This is a genomic window from Caballeronia sp. dw_276 (assembly GCF_018449635.1).
Classification (GTDB): domain Bacteria; phylum Pseudomonadota; class Gammaproteobacteria; order Burkholderiales; family Burkholderiaceae; genus Caballeronia.
This window is the reverse complement of record NZ_JAAVUV010000007.1, coordinates 37,734-55,000: the sequence shown is the minus strand read 5'-3', so window position 1 is coordinate 55,000 and position 17,267 is coordinate 37,734. Positions and strand designations below refer to the sequence as shown.

Annotated in this window: 18 protein-coding genes; 8 read left to right on the top strand and 10 right to left on the bottom strand. The window is 60.0% G+C overall.

Going from position 1 to position 17,267, the window contains the following annotated elements; all coding sequences use genetic code 11:
• Window positions 1-142: 142 nt before the first annotated feature.
• From HB633_RS16240 to rhaS, 6 genes are all read left to right on the top strand, one after another.
• Window positions 143-457 carry an L-rhamnose mutarotase gene (locus HB633_RS16240; RefSeq protein WP_213779171.1) on the top strand — a complete coding sequence of 105 codons (315 nt, stop codon included), beginning with the start codon at window positions 143-145 and terminating at the stop codon, window positions 455-457.
• Window positions 458-518: 61 nt separating this feature from the next.
• Window positions 519-1,409 (top strand): amidohydrolase family protein, encoded by an 891-nt coding sequence (locus tag HB633_RS16235; RefSeq protein WP_213779170.1) that lies wholly within the window; start codon window positions 519-521, stop codon window positions 1,407-1,409.
• Window positions 1,410-1,420: 11 nt separating this feature from the next.
• Window positions 1,421-2,944, top strand: a complete 1,524-nt coding sequence (locus HB633_RS16230; RefSeq protein ID WP_213779168.1) for a sugar ABC transporter ATP-binding protein — start codon at window positions 1,421-1,423, stop codon at window positions 2,942-2,944.
• Window positions 2,944-3,984, top strand: coding sequence for an ABC transporter permease (locus tag HB633_RS16225; RefSeq protein WP_213779501.1), 1,041 nt, complete (start codon window positions 2,944-2,946; stop codon window positions 3,982-3,984). Before HB633_RS16230 ends, HB633_RS16225 begins: the two co-directional genes overlap by 1 nt.
• Window positions 3,977-4,978, top strand: a complete 1,002-nt coding sequence (locus tag HB633_RS16220; RefSeq protein ID WP_213779167.1) for an ABC transporter permease — start codon at window positions 3,977-3,979, stop codon at window positions 4,976-4,978. Before HB633_RS16225 ends, HB633_RS16220 begins: the two co-directional genes overlap by 8 nt.
• Window positions 4,979-5,053: 75 nt before the next feature.
• The gene (gene rhaS / locus HB633_RS16215) at window positions 5,054-6,079 is read left to right on the top strand and encodes a rhamnose ABC transporter substrate-binding protein (protein WP_213779166.1); all 1,026 of its coding nucleotides are present in this window, start codon (window positions 5,054-5,056) and stop codon (window positions 6,077-6,079) included.
• A gap of 139 nt (window positions 6,080-6,218) precedes the next feature.
• Here the strand turns inward: rhaS and HB633_RS16210 are convergent, their stop codons facing one another.
• The 5 genes from HB633_RS16210 to HB633_RS16190 all read right to left on the bottom strand — a co-directional run bounded on the left by HB633_RS16210 (window position 6,219) and on the right by HB633_RS16190 (window position 10,338).
• Window positions 6,219-6,533: an H-NS family nucleoid-associated regulatory protein gene (locus tag HB633_RS16210; protein WP_056364829.1), complete on the bottom strand. Its 315-nt coding sequence runs from the start codon at window positions 6,531-6,533 to the stop codon at window positions 6,219-6,221.
• 401 nt (window positions 6,534-6,934) lie between these two features.
• Window positions 6,935-7,180, bottom strand: a complete 246-nt coding sequence (locus HB633_RS16205) for a hypothetical protein (protein ID WP_060818282.1) — start codon at window positions 7,178-7,180, stop codon at window positions 6,935-6,937.
• Between the two features lie 204 nt (window positions 7,181-7,384).
• On the bottom strand, window positions 7,385-8,386 hold the full coding sequence (locus HB633_RS16200; protein ID WP_213779164.1) for an LLM class flavin-dependent oxidoreductase: 1,002 nt from the start codon (window positions 8,384-8,386) through the stop codon (window positions 7,385-7,387).
• A gap of 106 nt (window positions 8,387-8,492) precedes the next feature.
• On the bottom strand, window positions 8,493-9,305 hold the full coding sequence (locus HB633_RS16195; RefSeq protein ID WP_213779163.1) for a PhnD/SsuA/transferrin family substrate-binding protein: 813 nt from the start codon (window positions 9,303-9,305) through the stop codon (window positions 8,493-8,495).
• 16 nt (window positions 9,306-9,321) lie between these two features.
• Window positions 9,322-10,338, bottom strand: coding sequence for a fatty acid desaturase (locus HB633_RS16190; RefSeq protein ID WP_213779161.1), 1,017 nt, complete (start codon window positions 10,336-10,338; stop codon window positions 9,322-9,324).
• Window positions 10,339-10,620: 282 nt separating this feature from the next.
• Here HB633_RS16190 and HB633_RS16185 point away from each other — a divergent pair, with 282 nt between their 5' ends.
• The gene (locus tag HB633_RS16185; protein WP_213779500.1) at window positions 10,621-11,478 is read left to right on the top strand and encodes a formate/nitrite transporter family protein; all 858 of its coding nucleotides are present in this window, start codon (window positions 10,621-10,623) and stop codon (window positions 11,476-11,478) included.
• A gap of 102 nt (window positions 11,479-11,580) precedes the next feature.
• Here the strand turns inward: HB633_RS16185 and HB633_RS30905 are convergent, their stop codons facing one another.
• From HB633_RS30905 to HB633_RS16160, 5 genes are all read right to left on the bottom strand, one after another.
• Window positions 11,581-12,081, bottom strand: a complete 501-nt coding sequence (locus HB633_RS30905; RefSeq protein ID WP_255580955.1) for a hypothetical protein — start codon at window positions 12,079-12,081, stop codon at window positions 11,581-11,583.
• 107 nt (window positions 12,082-12,188) lie between these two features.
• The gene (locus HB633_RS16175) at window positions 12,189-12,467 is read right to left on the bottom strand and encodes a hypothetical protein (protein ID WP_213779160.1); all 279 of its coding nucleotides are present in this window, start codon (window positions 12,465-12,467) and stop codon (window positions 12,189-12,191) included.
• A 24-nt stretch (window positions 12,468-12,491) separates the two neighbouring features.
• Window positions 12,492-12,839, bottom strand: a complete 348-nt coding sequence (locus HB633_RS16170; RefSeq protein ID WP_062003713.1) for a hypothetical protein — start codon at window positions 12,837-12,839, stop codon at window positions 12,492-12,494.
• An 88-nt stretch (window positions 12,840-12,927) separates the two neighbouring features.
• A complete protein-coding gene (locus HB633_RS16165) occupies window positions 12,928-14,631 on the bottom strand; it encodes a penicillin-binding protein 2 (protein ID WP_213779158.1) in 1,704 nt (567 codons plus the stop codon).
• A gap of 24 nt (window positions 14,632-14,655) precedes the next feature.
• A complete protein-coding gene (locus HB633_RS16160; protein ID WP_213779156.1) occupies window positions 14,656-15,495 on the bottom strand; it encodes an arylamine N-acetyltransferase in 840 nt (279 codons plus the stop codon).
• Window positions 15,496-15,703: 208 nt separating this feature from the next.
• Between HB633_RS16160 and zwf the strand changes: the two genes are divergently transcribed.
• Window positions 15,704-17,257: a glucose-6-phosphate dehydrogenase gene (gene zwf, locus HB633_RS16155; protein WP_213779155.1), complete on the top strand. Its 1,554-nt coding sequence runs from the start codon at window positions 15,704-15,706 to the stop codon at window positions 17,255-17,257.
• Window positions 17,258-17,267: the final 10 nt, after the last annotated feature.

Sequence of the window (17,267 nt, the reverse complement as noted above, 5' to 3'; positions counted from 1 at the left end):
CTCGCGATGAACTCCGCTCTGCGATTCGGTTTTGCGATCGGCTGATCCTGACTTCGGATTGTCATGTTATCAGTCGGCGAATTATAGTCGTAGCCAAACGACGCTACGCCGTAGCTTCAACATCTATAAAAGGCAAGCCGCAATGGAGACGATTGCGTTCAGGATGACCCTCAAGCCGGGCATGCGCGATGAATACGAGCGGCGTCATCGCGAGATATGGCCCGAACTGGCGGAGGCCTTGCGGCTCGCCGGCGTGCGCGACTACTGGATTTTCCTCGACGAACCCACCGGCCAGCTCTTCGCCACGCTCAAGCGTGCGCCGGACCACGGCATGCACGCGCTGCCCGATTTGCCCGTGATGCGCAAATGGTGGGACAGCATGGCCGAACTCATGGAAACGAATCCTGACCGCTCGCCGGTGCAAACCACGCTCGTGCCGGTTTTTCATCTTCCCTGATCACGTTCATCGTTTTGGCTCGTTTTGGCTCGTTTTAGCTTTTCGGCACGAGGACACATTCATGCAGGTTGTCGATCCGCACATTCATCTTTGGGATTTGAAAACGCATCACTACCCGTGGCTCGCAAGCCCGGGGAAGTCGTTCGTGGGCGACGCACGCGACTTGAAGCATGACTACCTGATCGACGATTTTTTGAGCGAAACGGGTTCGGTGCAGGTGCTGAAGGTCGTGCATGTAGACGCGAATCACGATCCCGACGATCCCGTGGAAGAGACGCGCTGGCTGCAGGATGTCGCCGACAACGAAGGTCGCGGCTTGCCGAATGCAATCGTGGCGGGCGCGGATCTGTCGGCGGAAAACGCGAATGAAATACTCGAGTCACACGCAGCGTTCAAGAACACGCGGGGCATTCGCCAAATACTGAATGTGCATTCGAATCCGCTCTACAACTATGTGAACCGGCACTTCATGCGCGAGACGCAATGGCGCAAAAATTTCGCGCTGCTGAAGCAATATTCGATGTCGTTCGATCTGCAGTTGTATCCGTCGCAGATGCACGAAGCGGCTTTGTTGGCGCACGAGCATCACAATACGCAGTTCATCGTGAATCACGCCGGCATGTGCGCGGATCGCGATTCGGCTGAAGGGAAGGACGAATGGCGCGATGGCATGCTTGCGCTCGCAGCGTGCCCGAATGTTTCGGTAAAAGTCAGCGGCCTCGCGATGTTCGATCACGATTGGACCGTCGAAAGTTTTCGTCCTTACGTGCTTGAAACCATCGATATATTCGGTTGCGACCGGTCAATGTTCGCATCGAATTTTCCGGTCGACCGGTTGTTCGCCACGTACGACGGATTGTGGAAGGCGTATGCGTTGATCGTGAAAGATTTCAGCGATACAGAAAAAGATGCGCTCTTTAAAAGCAACGCAGAGCGAATCTATCGCATCTGAAGGAGACAGGCATGAGCACGAATCAAACGCCTCGGCTGGAGTTGAGGCACGCGAGCAAGTCGTTCGGGCGCGTACGCGCCCTCGGCGACGGCAGCCTCGCGTTATGGCCGGGAGAAGTGCATGCGCTGCTTGGCGAAAACGGCGCGGGCAAGTCGACGCTGGTCAAGCTGCTTGCCGGGGTTTATCAGCCGGACTCGGGCGAATTGCTCGTTGGCGGTGTGGCGCGCACGTTCGCGAACCCCGCTGAAGCGCGCGATGCAGGTCTCGCCGTGATCTATCAGGAACCCACGTTGTTCGCGGACCTTTCAATAGCCGAAAACATCTACATGGGGCGTCAGCCGCGCGATCGTATCGGACGGATTCGTTACGATGAAATGAACCGCGAAGTCGATGCACTGCTGCAATCGCTCGGCGTGAATCTGCGTGCTGAACGCCTGGTGCGCGGTTTGTCGATCGCCGATCAGCAAGTGGTCGAGATCGCCAAGGCGCTTTCACTTAACGCGAACGTGCTCATCATGGATGAACCCACGGCAGCGCTATCGCTGACTGAAGTCGAGCGTCTCTTTGCAATCGTGCGCGCGTTGCGTGAACGCGATGCCGCCATCCTGTTCATCACGCATCGGCTGGATGAAGTCTTTGCGTTGACGCAGCGCCTGACCATCATGCGCGACGGCATGAAAGTTTTCGATGCAATGACCGCCGACATGACAATCGATTCCATCGTGAGCAAGATGGTCGGGCGCGATCTCGATACGTTCTATCCGAAGGCCGATGTCCCGCCGGGCGAGGTGCGTCTCTCGGTGCGTGGCCTCACGCGTGATGGCGTCTTCAAGAACGTTTCCTTCGATGTCCACGCGGGCGAGATCGTGGCGCTTGCCGGACTGGTCGGCGCCGGACGCAGCGAGGTTGCGCGCGCGATCTTCGGCATCGACCCGGTGGATTCGGGCGAAGTAAAGATCGCGGGCAAGACGTTGCAGCTCGGTCGTCCGCAAGCTGCGGTTCGCGCTGGACTTGCGCTCGTTCCCGAAGACCGGCGCGCGCAAGGTCTTGCGTTGGAGCTGAGCATTGCACGCAATGCATCGTTGACGGTGCTCGGGCGTCTGGTCAAACACGGTTTGATATCGGCGCGCAGTGAAACCACGCTGGCATCGGATTGGGGCAAGCGCCTTCGCTTGAAAGCAAGCGATCTGGACGCGCCTGTCGGCACGCTTTCCGGCGGCAATCAGCAGAAAGTCGTGCTCGGGAAGTGGCTTGCCACAGAGCCCAAAGTGCTGATCATCGATGAACCCACGCGCGGTATCGATGTAGGCGCCAAGGCCGAGGTTTATCGAACGCTTGCCGAGCTCGTCAAAGAAGGAATGGCAGTCCTGATGATTTCCAGCGAATTGCCCGAAGTCCTCGGCATGGCCGACCGTATTCTCGTGATGCATGAAGGGCGCATCAGCGCCGACATTGCACGCGTCGATGCCAACGAAGAACGCGTGATGAGCGCAGCGCTCGGTGCTTCGCCATCCACGCTAGGGAAGGCCGCATGATGACCCGACATTCTTCCGCAATGCCGGCCGTGCACGCGCCGAAGCCCAAGCGCCGCAACGTGCTTGCCGAACTCGTTCGCAGCCGCGAGGCGACGTTGTTTGTCGTGCTGATTGCGTTGATCGCGGCCACCGCTGCGGTCAAACCCGAGTTTCTCAATCTTCAGAATCTGCGTGACGTATTGCTCAACGTATCGATCATCGGCTTGCTTACCGCCGGCATGACGGTCGTGATGCTGATGCGGCACATCGATTTGTCGGTGGCATCGGTGGTCGGCGTAAGCGCGTATTCGGTCGGCGCGCTTTACGTGATGTTTCCGCACATGCCGATCATCGTCGCGATGCTTGCCGGGATTGCTATCGGCTTCCTTATCGGCGCGGTGAACGGGACGCTCGTGACATTCGGGCGCGTGCCTTCTTTGGTCGCGACGCTTTCCACCTTGTATATCGTGCGCGGTGCAGATTACGCGTGGGTCCACGGCGGACAGATCAACGCGACGAGTCTTCCCGACGCCTTTTCTCGCATCGCGACGGGTTCGTTGCTGGGCATTCCGAACCTCGTGCTGATAGCCGTGGTGGTGCTGGTCGCGATCGGCGTCTACCTCAAGCAATATCGTGGTGGCCGCGAGCATTACGCCATCGGTTCCAACCCAGAAGCTGCGCGTCTCGCGGGCATTCAGGTCGAGCGCCGCGTGATGATCGGCTTCCTGTTGTCGGGCGCGATCGCGGGTCTTGCTGGCGTCCTGTGGCTTGCGCGTTTCGGTACCGTCGATGCCAGCACGGCAAAAGGTATCGAGTTGCAAGTTGTGGCCGCAGCCGTTGTCGGCAGCGTCGCGATCACCGGTGGCGTGGGCACGATCATGGGGGCCACACTTGGCGCGCTCGTGCTCGGCGTGATCAACATCGCGCTCGTGGTGCTACGCGTGTCGCCGTTCTGGCAACAGGCAATTCAAGGCGCGCTGATCGTTGCGGCGATTGCGCTCGACACAATGCTGGCACGCTCCGTCGCGCGCCGCATGATGAGGAAACGCGATCATGGCTAAACCCGATTCCGCACTTGCGCTGACCAAGCGTCGTCATCTTTCGTGGGAGACCATGCTCGTGGTGGTCCTCGTGCTCGCGCTGGTCCTCGGCCGCGTGTTGTCGCCGATGTTCTTATCGAGCGCGAACCTCTCCAACATGCTCGCGGACTTCACCGAGATCGCGCTGATCGCGTTGCCGATGACGTTGATCATTGTCGCGGCTGAAATTGATTTGTCGGTGGCGTCGGTGCTTGGCGCATCGAGTGCGCTGATGGGCGTGCTCTGGCACATGGGCCTGCCCATGCCGCTCGTGATCGCCATCGTGCTCATTGCCGGAACGCTGGCCGGGCTCTTTAACGGCCTCGTGATCGTGCGCTTCAACCTGCCTTCGCTTGCGGTCACCATTGGTACGCTGGCGCTGTTTCGCGGCCTTGCCTACGTGCTGCTCGGCGATCAGGCCGTCGCGGACTTCCCCGCTTCATACACGTCGTTCGGCATCGACACCATTGCCGCTTTCCTGCCGATGCCCTTCGTGCTCGTGATCATCGGCGCGATCATTTTTACGGTGCTGCTACAGGCCACGCCGTTTGGCCGCAGCCTCTACGCAATCGGCGCGAATCCGGTTGCCGCGCAGTTCTCCGGCATCGATGTAGCCCGCACCAAGCTCAAGCTTTTCATGCTCTCGGGCGCGATGAGCGCGCTTGCCGGCATCGTCTACACGCTGCGTTTCACGAGTGCGCGCGGCGACAACGGCGAGGGCTTCGAGCTGTCCGTGATCGCGGCCGTGCTGTTCGGCGGCGTGAGTATTTTCGGCGGACGCGGATCGATGATCGGCGTGCTGTTGTCGTTGCTGATCATCGGCGTGTTGCGCAATGCGCTGACCTTATCCGATGTCTCCAGCGAAACGCTGACCATCGTGACGGGCGGTTTGTTGCTGTCGTCGGTGCTGATCCCGAATCTTGTTGCACGTTGGCGTGTCATGCGTGAAAAGCGCCTGATGACGCAGACGCTTTGATGAAAGTTGGATTTTTAAAACCAGCGTGAAGACTCCAAAAGAACGGAGCGGCGCGCGACATCAGGAGACACAAGCATGTTCAAACCCTTTCACTCATTTCGCGGGCCGGTGCTATGCGCTGCGCTGATCGCGATCTCCGCGGCGGCCACTGTGCCGATCAGCGCGGCCGCCGCCGATCTGAAGAAGGATCTGAAGATCGCGTTCTTGCCGAAGCAGATCAACAATCCGTACGAAGTCATCGCCGATGACGGCGGTCTCGCCGCCATCAAGGAGATGGGCGGGCAGGGCAAGGTGGTCGGACCATCGGATGCGGGCGCTTCGTCGCAGGTGCAATACATCAACACGTTGATCACGCAGCGCCAGAACGCGATCGTGGTCGCCGCCAACGATGCAAACGCGGTCGTCCCATACCTGAAAAAGGCGATGGCGCAAGGCATCAAGGTCGTCACGTTCGACTCCGATACCGCGCCCGACGGCCGGCAGATTTTCGTGAACCAGGCGAACTCGGAATCGATCGGACGCGGCCAGATTCAGTTGTTATCGAAACTGGTGGGCGGCGAGGGCGAGTTTGCGATTCTTTCGGCCACGCCGAACGCGACCAATCAGAACACCTGGATCAAGTACATGCAGGAAGAGTTGAAGAAGCCCGAGTATTCGAAATTGAAGCTCGTGAAGATCGCCTACGGCAATGACGACGACCAGAAATCGTTCGTCGAAACGCAAGGCTTGCTGCAGGCGTATCCGAACCTGAAGGGCATCATCTCGCCGACGACCGTGGGTATCGCGGCAGCAGCGCGTTATATCTCGACGTCGCCAGCCAAAGGCAAGGTGATGGTGACGGGTCTTGGCACGCCGAACCAGATGCGCGCGTTCGTGAAGAACGGCACCGTCACGGCCTTCCAGTTGTGGGACCCGGGTCAACTTGGTTATCTCGCGGCTTACGCGGCAGCCAACCTCGCGTCGGGCACGATCACCGGCAAGGAGGGCGACAGCTTCGAAGCGGGCAAACTTGGCAAGCGCACGGTGGGCAAGAGCGGCGAAGTCGTGCTTGGACCGCCGACGACGTTCGATTCATCGAATATCGATAATTTCAACTTCTAAACCAATAGCATTAGCTACTGCAAACGCCCTTCGGGGCGTTTTCAAATGGTTTCAAAGGTTGGTTCAGCATACGCGCGGCACCGCGGCTCCCGACCGGTCTACCAGTCCGCAGACAGACGCCGCCTGCCTAGAGGCAGCTTCAAACCCTGTAGAACTCTATATCCTGCCCGGCATGCACGGCGCGCTTCAGCCACTCCGGCATTTCGCCTTCTCCGTCCCACGTGTCGCCGCTTGCATTTCTGAATACCGGCGTCGCGCCATTTGCGTTCTCAGGCATCTGAGGCATGGAAGGCAATGCGCGCTTGGTGGCGCTCGAACTCTTCGTCAACGGGGGAGGAGTAACAGAAGCCTGTGCTTCGGCCAATGCTTCAGCCAAGGCGGTTTCGGAAATGCCAAACTCAGCCATTCGGCTGCGCAAATAGGCAATGATGCTGTCTCGCTTTCTTTCGTCCACGGCTGTCCTGATTCAGCTTTTACTTTCTTGAAGGCGAGCCATCTGCCCGCGCGGACCGGGGCGACTCGAGGAATATGTGGGTTGACTAAAATCGTGGCGCGCTGAATGGCGCGCGTCAATTAGTGTAATACCGCAAATCACCGCATTACCCGCAGCGGCCAATAACGAGCTGCTGCGAATGCGGTTCTACAAACTGGTTACTGTGGTTGAGATCGGTGCGAAGCGTCAAGTTGCCGATTCAGCGGCTGTGGCTCACGACCAGATCGGTGCACGACTGGCGGCTGGTCTTGTGTTTCAGAAACGCCTTCAACACAGCCGCTAATTTAACAATTTGTCCGACACCCGCGGGCGCCACGGGGAAATGATAGCGCCGAATGCCGCTATTGTATGCCTAAATCATTTTAACGATTATGTTGCTCGCCTGGCAGTTCCGCACCGTGGGCGCGAATTGCCGCAATCAATTCCGCCGGCGTGATTTCATAACGCACTTCACGATGAATGCCGGCTTTCCTTTCATCGATTTCAATCAGCAGAACAGCCTTGCCATCTGCCGCCGGCTCGAGGCGCAACGTACGCACTTCCTGACCGGTTGCTTCATCACGCTCCGTCAGCAAGGTCATGGATCCTGTGGCGGGACTTCTGGCCATTATCATTCTCCCTTCCGAAAACCGACATCTTGTTGTCGAGACCCTGCGTAAGGCACGTCGGGCACTAAAAGCGGGCATCGCGTGCAAGGTCGTCAGGTGGCTGACCTCATTATTGCTTGTCAAAACGATACCCGTCCAGTCTTGGAGCGCGTGTTCGCTGGGCCGCTTTTCCATTTCGAAAGAGCGCAGCCTTGAACCAAGGCTTTACAACGCCAATGCCGTGCGCGCCTGCGCCGTGATTTCGAACGAACGCAGCCGCGCGTCGTGATCGTAGATTTGCGCCGTGACCATTAACTCGTCGGGCTGCGTTTGTTCGATAAGCGACGCGAGGCCCGCTTCCACTTCGCGCGGGTCGCCGATCACTGAGCACGCCAGCGAATGATCGACGCCCGCGCGTTCCGCGTCGTTCCACGGAATCTGTTTCACGGGAGGGGGCAACTGGCCGGGCGTGCCGCGCCGCAGGTTGATGAACTGCTGCTGCAGCGATGTGAACAGGAACTCGGCTTCGGCCGTGGTATCGGCGGCGAACACGTTGACGCCGACCATCGCATACGGGCGATCGAGTTGCTTCGACGGGCGGAATTGCGACCGGTACACCTGCAACGCCGTCAGCAAATAGTCAGGCGCGAAGTGCGAGGCGAACGCGAACGGCAGCCCGAGTGCGGCGGCGAGTTGCGCGCTGAACGTGGATGAACCCAGCAGCCAGATCGGCACTTCCAGCCCTGCGCCCGGTACGGCGCGCACGCGCTGCCCCTCCACGGGTTCGGCAAAAAAGCGCTGCAGTTCCACCACATCGTCCGGAAAACTGTCCGCGCTACCCTGCAGGTCGCGGCGTAGCGCGCGAGCCGTGGTCTGGTCGGTGCCGGGCGCACGGCCCAGACCCAGATCGATGCGCCCAGGAAACAGAGACGCAAGCGTGCCAAACTGTTCCGCGATTACGAGCGGCGCATGGTTCGGCAGCATGACGCCGCCGGAACCGACGCGAATCGTGCTGGTCCCTGCGGCGACGTGTCCGATCACGACCGATGTCGCGGCACTCGCGATGCCCGTCATGTTGTGATGTTCGGCAAGCCAGAACCGCTTATAGCCGAGTTTTTCCGCGTGTTGCGCGAGTTCGCGCGAGTGGCGGAACGCGTCGGCGGCGGTCGATCCGGCGGGAATTGGGGAGAGGTCGAGAACTGAAAAGGGGATCCTTGCGGCTTCCATGACTTCGAGCAGGCGGCGGTGCGAACCGGCTGGCAGAACATATGCCGGGAACGCGTGGCTAAATGCCGATTGTGCCGAAAGTCTTGAAAGTCTGCCGTGACCAGGCTCAGGCGAGGCGCGGGTAACCACGCTTCTCAGCGTCGGTTTCGATATCGATGATGGACGAATAATCGGCCAGCGGGCGCTCGATGAAGCCGGCGAGCTTGAGGCGCGCGGCGAGCTGCGGATCCTGGGCCACGGCGTTGGATAGGGCGGCCCGCAACGCCTCGATTCCGTCGGGTGGAACTTTCTTCGATGCAATCAGCGGCAAGCCCGGCGACGACACCGTCACGCCGATCTCGATCACGCCATCGGCGAGTGCCGGAAGGTGTTCGCGCACGAAGGCGAAGGTCACGCAGTCGATGGCGGCGATATCGGCACGATCATCGAGCAGCGCTTTGAGCGACGCCAGATGACCGCCCGTTTCAATCACCGACGCAAAGAACGCACGGCCGCCGGCGAGCGGCGCGACCGCGTGGCGCAGCAGGTTCATGCCGCTGTTGGAGTCGTTGCTGTTGTACGCGGCGCGCAGGCCTCGGCTGCTTTCCAGCGATGTCACGCCCGCCGCCTTGCGCGCGACCAGCACGCTTCGATAATCCCCGTTCGCGCAACCATCGATGGAAAAAATCGGGGTCGTGACAAGTTGCACGCGATCGTTTAACGCGTGCATCAACGGATAACCGCAGGTCTGCGCGAGGAGCACGTCGTCGCGCAGCCAGAATTCAGTGAGCGACGTGGCGGGATGGACGAGTTCGAGCGAGTCGCCGCGTGCGTCGAGCCAGGGTTGAAGACGGCTATGAACATGTTCCAGCAGCACGCGCCAATCAGCCGCGAGCGTTGGCGTCACGTTGTACATCGGTAATGCCGCAAGCCAGTTCATGCAGATTCGGGGTCCCTTATACGGCTTGCGCAACTCCGGACTTCGCGTCCTTGGCCGCATTGCGTTCGGCAAGTGCGATCTGATCGGCGCGCGCGTGCAGCGGATGCAATGCCGGCGCGACCGGTTTCACGCCGTGCTTGACCATCCATTCCTGGTAGCCCCGCACGATAAAACCGCCATTGCGCTGTAGATATGCGTCGCGTTCGTCATGATAGATCGCCGATAACGCGAACCACGGCGCGCCCGGCAAATCATGATGCACCGAATGGAAATTGTTGTTCAGGAACAGCAGGCGCCAGAACCACGACGCTTCGTTGATGACGGTGCGTTCGCTGAATTTATCGGCGGCGCGATGTTCCTGGAACGAGCGGATCGCGCTCAATGCCAGCGCGGGATATCCCACGCCAAAGATAAAAACGAGAGGGCTGATGCCGCAATAGCGGTCGAGCCACGCCAGAAGCAAGCTGAGCAGCGCGAAGTGAAGCGCCCATGCCCCGGCCATCCGGACATTGCCGCGCGCGACTGCAACGATTGCCGATCCGAGCGTCGAGGCGATGGAAAACCAGGGCGCGAGCAAGATGCGTCCGACGAACGTGTTGCGAAACGTCAACAGCCCGCGTACGACGATTCCCGCCTCCCGCCAGCGTTCTGCCGATACAAAATAGGTCTCCGGGTCCAGATCGGGATCGGTGAGATGAATGTCGTCATGATGGCGCAAATGCGACTCGCGATACACCGCGTAGGGAAACCACACCGCGAGCGGCGCGATGCCGAACATGGCGTTGACCAAGGGAAAGCGCGTCGGATGTCCATGCAGCAATTCGTGCTGCAACGAGAGATAAAGGCAGGAAAGCAAGGCGAGAATACCGGCGGCGAGCGGCATGCCAAGAGCGCGCGCATTTATCGCCGTGCCGAACCATCCTGCATACAGAGCCACGATCAAGAGCCACGTGGGCCATTCGCTGCGCCAGCGCCATGAAGCGCGAAGCTGGTGGATCTTGCGGCGTTGCGCGTCGTCGATGTAAAGACTCATGGGGATTCAGTGACGGATCGAGCCCCGATCTTAGCGTCGTGCCGCCGCGCGCCAAACCAAGCGATTCGGCTAAGCTTGTTCCCATGTGAAGAATCTGGTTATTACGCTAAGCCTCATTGCCAACTGCGGAATGTAAGGATTTAGTAGGCATCTTTCCTGCTGTTGCCATGCAACCCGGTCTTGAGCGAACAAAGCCTTGACGGGGGGCCGGTCCGTCCGGACATGGCCAAAAAAAGACGGCGCGACATCGGCATTGCCGGCGACCGCTGCAGGGAGCGTGCGATGCCGCAAAAGCAGGAAGCGAAAGAACAGGGTCAGGAAGCAGGGTCCAATTCTCCCCATCTCGACAACGAAGAAAAGGAACAGGCCGCCGAACATTCGTCCCCACACGCGCTCGTCATTCACGAGATCGTTCGCGAGGAGGGCGAAAACTCGATGGAGCGCACCTTCTTCGCGCTTGCATGGTCGGCGCTGGCGGCGGGCTTATCGATAGGATTCTCGTTCCTCACACAAGCCACGCTGTTAAGCGCATTACCCGATCAACCGTGGCGCGACCTCGTGGCATCGTTCGGATATACGATCGGTTTCGTGATCGTGATTCTCGGACGCCAGCAACTGTTCACGGAGAGTACGTTGAGCGCCGTGTTGCCCGTACTCACGCGCCGCGATCTGAAGACGCTGTTGAAGACCTTTCGGCTCTGGGCAATCGTGCTGTCTTTCAACCTGATCGGCACGATCATCTTTGCCGCAATCCTGCAGATCCACGGCGTGTTTCCCGACGACGTCGTCGAGTCGCTCGGCAAGCTGGCGCAGTTGCCGATATCCGGAAGCTTCGGTGTGACCGTGATCCGCGCGATGTTCGCAGGATGGTTGATCGCCCTGATGGTCTGGCTGCTTCCGAGTGCCCGATCAGCACGTTTCCTGACCATCTTGCTGATCACATATACGGTAGCCGTGAGCAAGCTCTCGCACGTGATCGCAGGTTCGGTCGAAACGTCGTACGCGGTGATGACGGGCGCCGCGAGCATTCGCGACTACCTGTTCGTCTTCCTGGTGCCGACGTTCATCGGCAACATGATCGGCGGGATTTCACTCGTGGCGATCGTCAATCATGCGGCAATCGCGCCCGAGATCGAGTGAGGCTTCCCAGCTTGCGCGCAGCACCTTGCCCCAAGCGCCGCACGCAAGTAACAGATGAACAACGGATGCGCACCCTTGCGCGCAATGGCGAAAGCGCCGTGATTACGCCGCTTTCGCCCAAAGCCTGTTGGTCGATCTCTTGCCCCCGGAAACGGGTCCGCCGGGCGGTTGCGAAAAGGAATCGAGGACCTTGCGCAATGCATCGATACGTCGCCGTTGCGCCGGCACCAGCACGTGTTCACCGCTGACTGCGGTAAGTCGTTCGCGCCAATAGTCGACGTTGAGCGCGCCTGCCGGTTTCTGGCTCATCGCGCGCAACTGGCCGATTGCGCGTTCGATGTGCTGGAGTTCCGCGTCCGCATGCGACGATGTTTTCAAGCCCCCTGATGCTGCATTCTGTTTGTTTTTCATCTGCGCCACCCTCTTTGCCGGCGTACTGCCGCGCGCTGTCATTTCTTCGATGACATTGCCCGTCGTGCGTCGTCCGGCTTTCTTCCCCATCGCCCGCTTGGCTTTTGTGCGTGTCGGGCGGCCCCGGTTTGATGCGACCGTCGATGCATACTCGCCCGGCCTGGCGCGTGTGGACTGTCTGGAATCGCACATTGACCGCGCCGCTAAGTGCGGGGGCAAACATGGCAGCTTTGCAGATGAGATGCGCAAACGTTTTCGCGGTAGCGACAGCCGTCGCGTGCAGAGTCGCGTGGTAAAGGTTACTCGCTCTCCGGAACGCGTGATTTGCCGCTGCGTTTGATCTGCTCGTCCATTGCAAGGTCGAGTTTACTTACGCGCCGTGGTTTTTCTGGCTTGAGCGTATTGACGAAGACGACAAAATCATCGAGCGGGAGGGGCGAAGAGAGTTTCTGCTCGCCGATGAGCGCGCGGTCGACGAGATAAAAAAGACCGCCGCTCAGGCTGACCGCCGCGTATTGAGGGTTGCCCGAGCGGGTCTTGAGCCGTTCGACGGCGTTGATGGCTTTAGTGGAACGCACGTTGATATCTAAAAAGCGTGCTCATCAGGAACCGTTGGTTCCCGGCGCGCATTTCTTGCTCGCGCCCTCAAGCCACAAATTGGATACATGCCGTTCGCCTGGATAAAACCGGTACGAGGTTTCGCCGTTGTCGAATCGAACCTTGATTACGTTCGAATCGCCGAATTCGAGCATGGTGCCTTGGGGAATCGGGGTTTTCTTAAACTTCGCGTCGTGCTTTTGTGCTTCGTCCGTCAGGCACTGAACAATGCTCGTCACCGATGCGTTGGTAGCAGTTTCGACTTCGGGTTGTCCGGCGTCAGCGTTGTGGAACTGGCCGCAGGCCTGAAGCAAAAACAAGGGAAGCGCGAGAGCGCAGGCAATTTTTTTCATGGTGTCCTTCAAAAATTCGGCCGCAGCGGCATTGACTTCAATCATGCCAATTACATCACAGCGGCCTTACGGTTTACGTATCGGCGCATCACGCGTCCGGTGGCACGCCCAGAAGCTGCATGGTCCCGCCAACAACGCCTGAAAACACCGGCCCCGCCACGGTGCCGCCGTAATACGAGCCTGCCGAAGGTTCATCGATCATCACCGCGACAATCACTTGCGGGTCGCTCATGGGCGCCATTCCGACAAACGACGCGCGATACTTGTTCGCAGCATACGTGCGCCCAACCTGCTTGCGTGCCGTGCCGGTCTTTCCGCCCACGCGATAACCCTCTACTGCTGCCGCACGTCCCGTGCCACGGGGTCCCATCGCGAGTTCGAGCATGTCGCGCACAGCCGCTGCCGTCGTGGCCTTGGTAACCTGAACGGGTTCCGGTGCAGGCTTGCCGCGCACGAGCGTGGACTGGCGGAACTCGCCCGTGCCCGCGTAAGCCGTATAAACCTGCGCAATCTGCAAAAGCGACAGGGACAGGCCGTAACCGTAGGCCATGGTCGCTTGTTCGATCGGCCGCCAGCGCTGGTATGCCCGCAGGCGGCCGGTCGCGGCGCCCGGGAAGGTCAGTTCCGGCGCCTGCCCGATGCCATATTGCCGGTACTTGTCCCAAACTGTCTGCGCGGGCAGCTTGAGCGAGAGCTTGGTCAACGCGATATTGCTCGACATCTGCACCGCTTCCGACACCGTGATCACGCCGTGATTGGATGTATCGTGGATCGTGTTCGGGCCGAGCTTGAACGTGCCCGGCGATGTATCGATCCGCGTATCGGGCCGAACCTGACCCATATCGATGGCAAGCGCCGCGACCAGCGGCTTGATGGTGGAGCCGGGTTCGAACGTGTCGGTCAGCGCCCGATTGCGCAGCTGGTCGCCAGTCAGGCGCGAGCGGTCGTTCGGATCGAAGGTCGGATAATTGGCGAGCGCGAGGATTTCGCCGTTCTTGGCATCGAGCACGACCACGCTGCCCGCGCGTGCCTTGTGTTTTGTAATTGCCGCCGCGAGTTGTGTATGCGCAAGCTGCTGGATGCGCCGGTCGATAGTCAGATGGATTGTCTCGCCATTCTCCGGCAACTCGGCTTCACCAATCTCCGAGACGACGCGTCCCAGCCGGTCTCGAATCACTTCGCGCTGACCGTGCTCGCCGGTCAGGCGATCGTTGGCCGCGAGCTCGACGCCTTCCTGGCCCTTGTCCTCGTTATCCGTGAACCCGACTATATGCGCCGCCGATTCCCCCTCGGGATAAAAGCGTTTCGTATCCGCGACGAGTGTCACGCCGGCAAGCCCCGTTTCCGCGATGCGCGTTGCCTGGTCGGCGTCGACCTGGCGTTTGAGCAGGACGAACGAACGCTCCGTTCCCAGCCGGCGTGCAAGTTCCTTCTCGGGCATGTCGAGAAGCCGCGCAACATGCGGCCGCGTTTCCGGACTGAAACGGGACGGCGTTGCCCAGATCGAGTAGGTCGCGAGGCTGACCGCGAGCATCGCGCCATTACGATCGACAATGCGCCCGCGCGTGGCGGCCAGCTCGAGGGTGCGCTGATAACGCTTTTGCCCCTCGCCGATGTAGAAGTCCTGGTTCACGACCTGCACCCACAGCGCGCGCGCCGCCAGCGTCGCGAACGCGGCGAACATCAGCATGACAATGAAGGTGGAGCGCCACTGTGGCAGCCGGCTTTCGAGAACGGCGTTCTTCACGGGCGTTCGATACGACTCGTGAGCGCGCCTGGCGGTTTTACGCATGCTTCGGCCAAGTCAAGTTATGGGTCAGGTCGTGGCGGATGCGGATCGCGCAACCAGGCGTTCAAGCAATTTTCCGACCTTGGCGTCTGCCGGCAATGAGAGGCCGAACGTGTCTTCCAGTGCGTCGCGCGCCTCGGCGGCTGTGGCGATGTCACGATGCTCTTCGGCCTTGCCCCGGCGCGTCAGCGTCCGATCAAACAAGGTCTGGCGCTGCCCCGGAACCACGCGCCCCACGATCAGGTGATTGACGAAGACCGAATCGGGCAGCGTGGACACGTAATGGTTCGCCATGTCGTAGTCGGACGGTACCTGCGGTTCGAGATCGAACCTGTACACGGGCTTCCATGTGTCGCCGAGCTTCACCAGCAGCTTGAAGTCGCCACGCTCGATCAGATCGAGGCGAAAGGTTTCGTGCGGCGTGGCCTGTTCGCGGCCGTTATCGAACACGAGGGGCGCGGTGAGCGTCATGCTGCCGAAACCCACATCGGCGAGCCATGTCTCGTCAGGCGTTTCCACCAGCAACATCATGTGCGTACGCGGCAGCATGGCATCCGGATCAGCCCATAGCACGCGCGCTGCAAGCCCGGTCGTTTCGAACCCGATGGTCTCGAGCACCGCACGAAACAGAAGGTTGTGTTCGAAACAATAACCACCGCGCCGCGCGCTCACCAGCTTCGCAAACACCGACTCGAGATCGAGCCGCGGCGTGAGCCCAAGCAGCGTGTCGATGTTCTCGAACGGGATGGCCTGCGGATGCAGCCGGTGCAGCGCGGCCAGCGTTTCGCCGCTCGCTTCACGCGGGCCGGTATAGCCGATACGGTCGAAGTAGGCGGCGAGCTGCGCCGGCGAGACTGTCTGAATCATGTGTGGAACTCCTGCCCTGATGAGGGAAAAACTAGGCCGGGCGTGCCGCCGAAAGGGTGCCGTCATTCTACGGCACAGACCTGCCCTTGTTTACATATTGCATACGGCGACGAGCATAAGCCCGCCGTTTGGTCATGATTTTGAACTGTGAGACGGCTAACATGGTCTTTAATAGGCAGTGCGCTCAACTCTTCTTTTAAAGAACCCTATGTCGACCCCACTTGCTACCGCTACATCCTCCCCGCCGGCTCCCGGCAAACATCCCGCCCCGCCTTGCACCCTCGTGATCTTCGGCGCTGCCGGCGACCTGACCAAGCGGCTCTTGATGCCGGCACTGTACAACCTCTCGTCGGACGGTCTGCTTGACGACAAGATGAAAATCATTGGCGTCAATCACGGCGAACTTGAAACCAGCGTCTGGCGTGACCAGCTGACTGAATCGCTCAAGAAATTCGCCGCCGACAAAGCCGGCGCTTTTCATACATCCCAGCTCAACGAACAGGCATGGAAGTGGATTGCAGACCGCCTGGAGTATGTTGCAGGCGAGTTCGAAACGGATGACGTATTCAACAAGCTAAAGCAGACTTTGGGTGAAAGCGGAAATGTCATTTTTTATCTCGCTGTCAGCTCGCGCTTCTTCAAACCCATTGTCGAGCGGCTCGGCCGTGCCGGATTGCTGAAAGAAAATGATCAGGCGTTCCGGCGCGTGGTCATCGAAAAGCCGTTTGGGCACGACTACGCATCGGCGAAAGATCTTAATGAGAGCATTCTCAAGTTCGCCGGCGAAAACCAGATTTATCGCATCGATCATTTCCTCGGCAAGGACACCGTTCAGAGCATTCTTGCCGTGCGCTTCGCCAACGCGTTGTTCGAACCAATTTTCCGGCGTGAATATATCGATCACGTCCAGATCACGGCGGCGGAAACCATCGGCGTGGAAGGGCGTGGCGGGTTTTACGAGCAAACCGGCGCGTTTCGGGACATGGTTCCGAACCACCTGTTCCAGTTGCTCGGCATGGTCGCCATGGAACCGCCAAATTCTTTCGATGCCGAAGCCGTCCGCGACAAGAAAGCCGAGATCTTCGACGCCATCCAGCCGCTGAAGGCCAGCGACGTTGTGCTTGGCCAGTACGAGAAGTCAGCCAGTGTGCCGGGTTATCGCGAGGAAAAGGACGTCGCGCCCGACAGCCAGACGGAGACGTACGCCGCGGCGCGGGTGTTTGTCGAGAACTGGCGCTGGGCCGGCGTGCCGTTCTACCTGCGCACGGGCAAGCGCATGACGGCGCGGCGCACGGAGATCGCGGTGCAACTGAAGGCCGTGCCGTTCCGGCTGTTTCGCGACACCCCCGTGGATACGCTGGTGCCGAACGTGCTGACGTTGCGCATCGATCCGGAACACGGCACGACCTTCGACTTCAATGTGAAGGTGCCCGGTCCGGTGATGCAGGTCGGGGCAGTGAAGTCATCGTTCAAGTACGGTGATTTCTTCGATGAAAAACCCAACGTAGGCTACGAAACGCTGCTCTACGATTGCATGCTCGGCGACGAAACGCTGTTCCAGCGCGCGGACAGTATCGAGACGAGTTGGGCGGCGGTCGAGGCCGTGCTGCATCCCGAAGGCGGTCCGTTGCCGGTTCACGGCTACGAGGCAGGAAGCGCCGGTCCGAAAGAAGCCGACGCGTTGCTGCAGGCCGATGGCCGCACGTGGCGCCCGCTTGCCGACGAACACACGAAGAACACCGGTCACGACGACAAGAATTGAGGAGAAACCT

What these genes read in the sequence shown, in the direction of transcription:
- HB633_RS16240 (WP_213779171.1), top strand. Translation starts at nt 143, where the DNA reads ATGGAGACGATTGCGTTCAGGATGACCCTCAAGCCGGGCATGCGCGAT.
- HB633_RS16235 (WP_213779170.1), top strand. Translation starts at nt 519, where the DNA reads ATGCAGGTTGTCGATCCGCACATTCATCTTTGGGATTTGAAAACGCAT.
- HB633_RS16230 (WP_213779168.1), top strand. Translation starts at nt 1,421, where the DNA reads ATGAGCACGAATCAAACGCCTCGGCTGGAGTTGAGGCACGCGAGCAAG.
- HB633_RS16225 (WP_213779501.1), top strand. Translation starts at nt 2,944, where the DNA reads ATGACCCGACATTCTTCCGCAATGCCGGCCGTGCACGCGCCGAAGCCC.
- HB633_RS16220 (WP_213779167.1), top strand. Translation starts at nt 3,977, where the DNA reads ATGGCTAAACCCGATTCCGCACTTGCGCTGACCAAGCGTCGTCATCTT.
- rhaS (WP_213779166.1), top strand. Translation starts at nt 5,054, where the DNA reads ATGTTCAAACCCTTTCACTCATTTCGCGGGCCGGTGCTATGCGCTGCG.
- HB633_RS16205 (WP_060818282.1), bottom strand. Translation starts at nt 7,180, where the DNA reads ATGGCCAGAAGTCCCGCCACAGGATCCATGACCTTGCTGACGGAGCGT.
- HB633_RS16200 (WP_213779164.1), bottom strand. Translation starts at nt 8,386, where the DNA reads ATGGAAGCCGCAAGGATCCCCTTTTCAGTTCTCGACCTCTCCCCAATT.
- HB633_RS16195 (WP_213779163.1), bottom strand. Translation starts at nt 9,305, where the DNA reads ATGAACTGGCTTGCGGCATTACCGATGTACAACGTGACGCCAACGCTC.
- HB633_RS16190 (WP_213779161.1), bottom strand. Translation starts at nt 10,338, where the DNA reads ATGAGTCTTTACATCGACGACGCGCAACGCCGCAAGATCCACCAGCTT.
- HB633_RS16185 (WP_213779500.1), top strand. Translation starts at nt 10,621, where the DNA reads ATGCCGCAAAAGCAGGAAGCGAAAGAACAGGGTCAGGAAGCAGGGTCC.
- HB633_RS30905 (WP_255580955.1), bottom strand. Translation starts at nt 12,081, where the DNA reads ATGTGCGATTCCAGACAGTCCACACGCGCCAGGCCGGGCGAGTATGCA.
- HB633_RS16170 (WP_062003713.1), bottom strand. Translation starts at nt 12,839, where the DNA reads ATGAAAAAAATTGCCTGCGCTCTCGCGCTTCCCTTGTTTTTGCTTCAG.
- HB633_RS16165 (WP_213779158.1), bottom strand. Translation starts at nt 14,631, where the DNA reads ATGCGTAAAACCGCCAGGCGCGCTCACGAGTCGTATCGAACGCCCGTG.
- HB633_RS16160 (WP_213779156.1), bottom strand. Translation starts at nt 15,495, where the DNA reads ATGATTCAGACAGTCTCGCCGGCGCAGCTCGCCGCCTACTTCGACCGT.
- zwf (WP_213779155.1), top strand. Translation starts at nt 15,704, where the DNA reads ATGTCGACCCCACTTGCTACCGCTACATCCTCCCCGCCGGCTCCCGGC.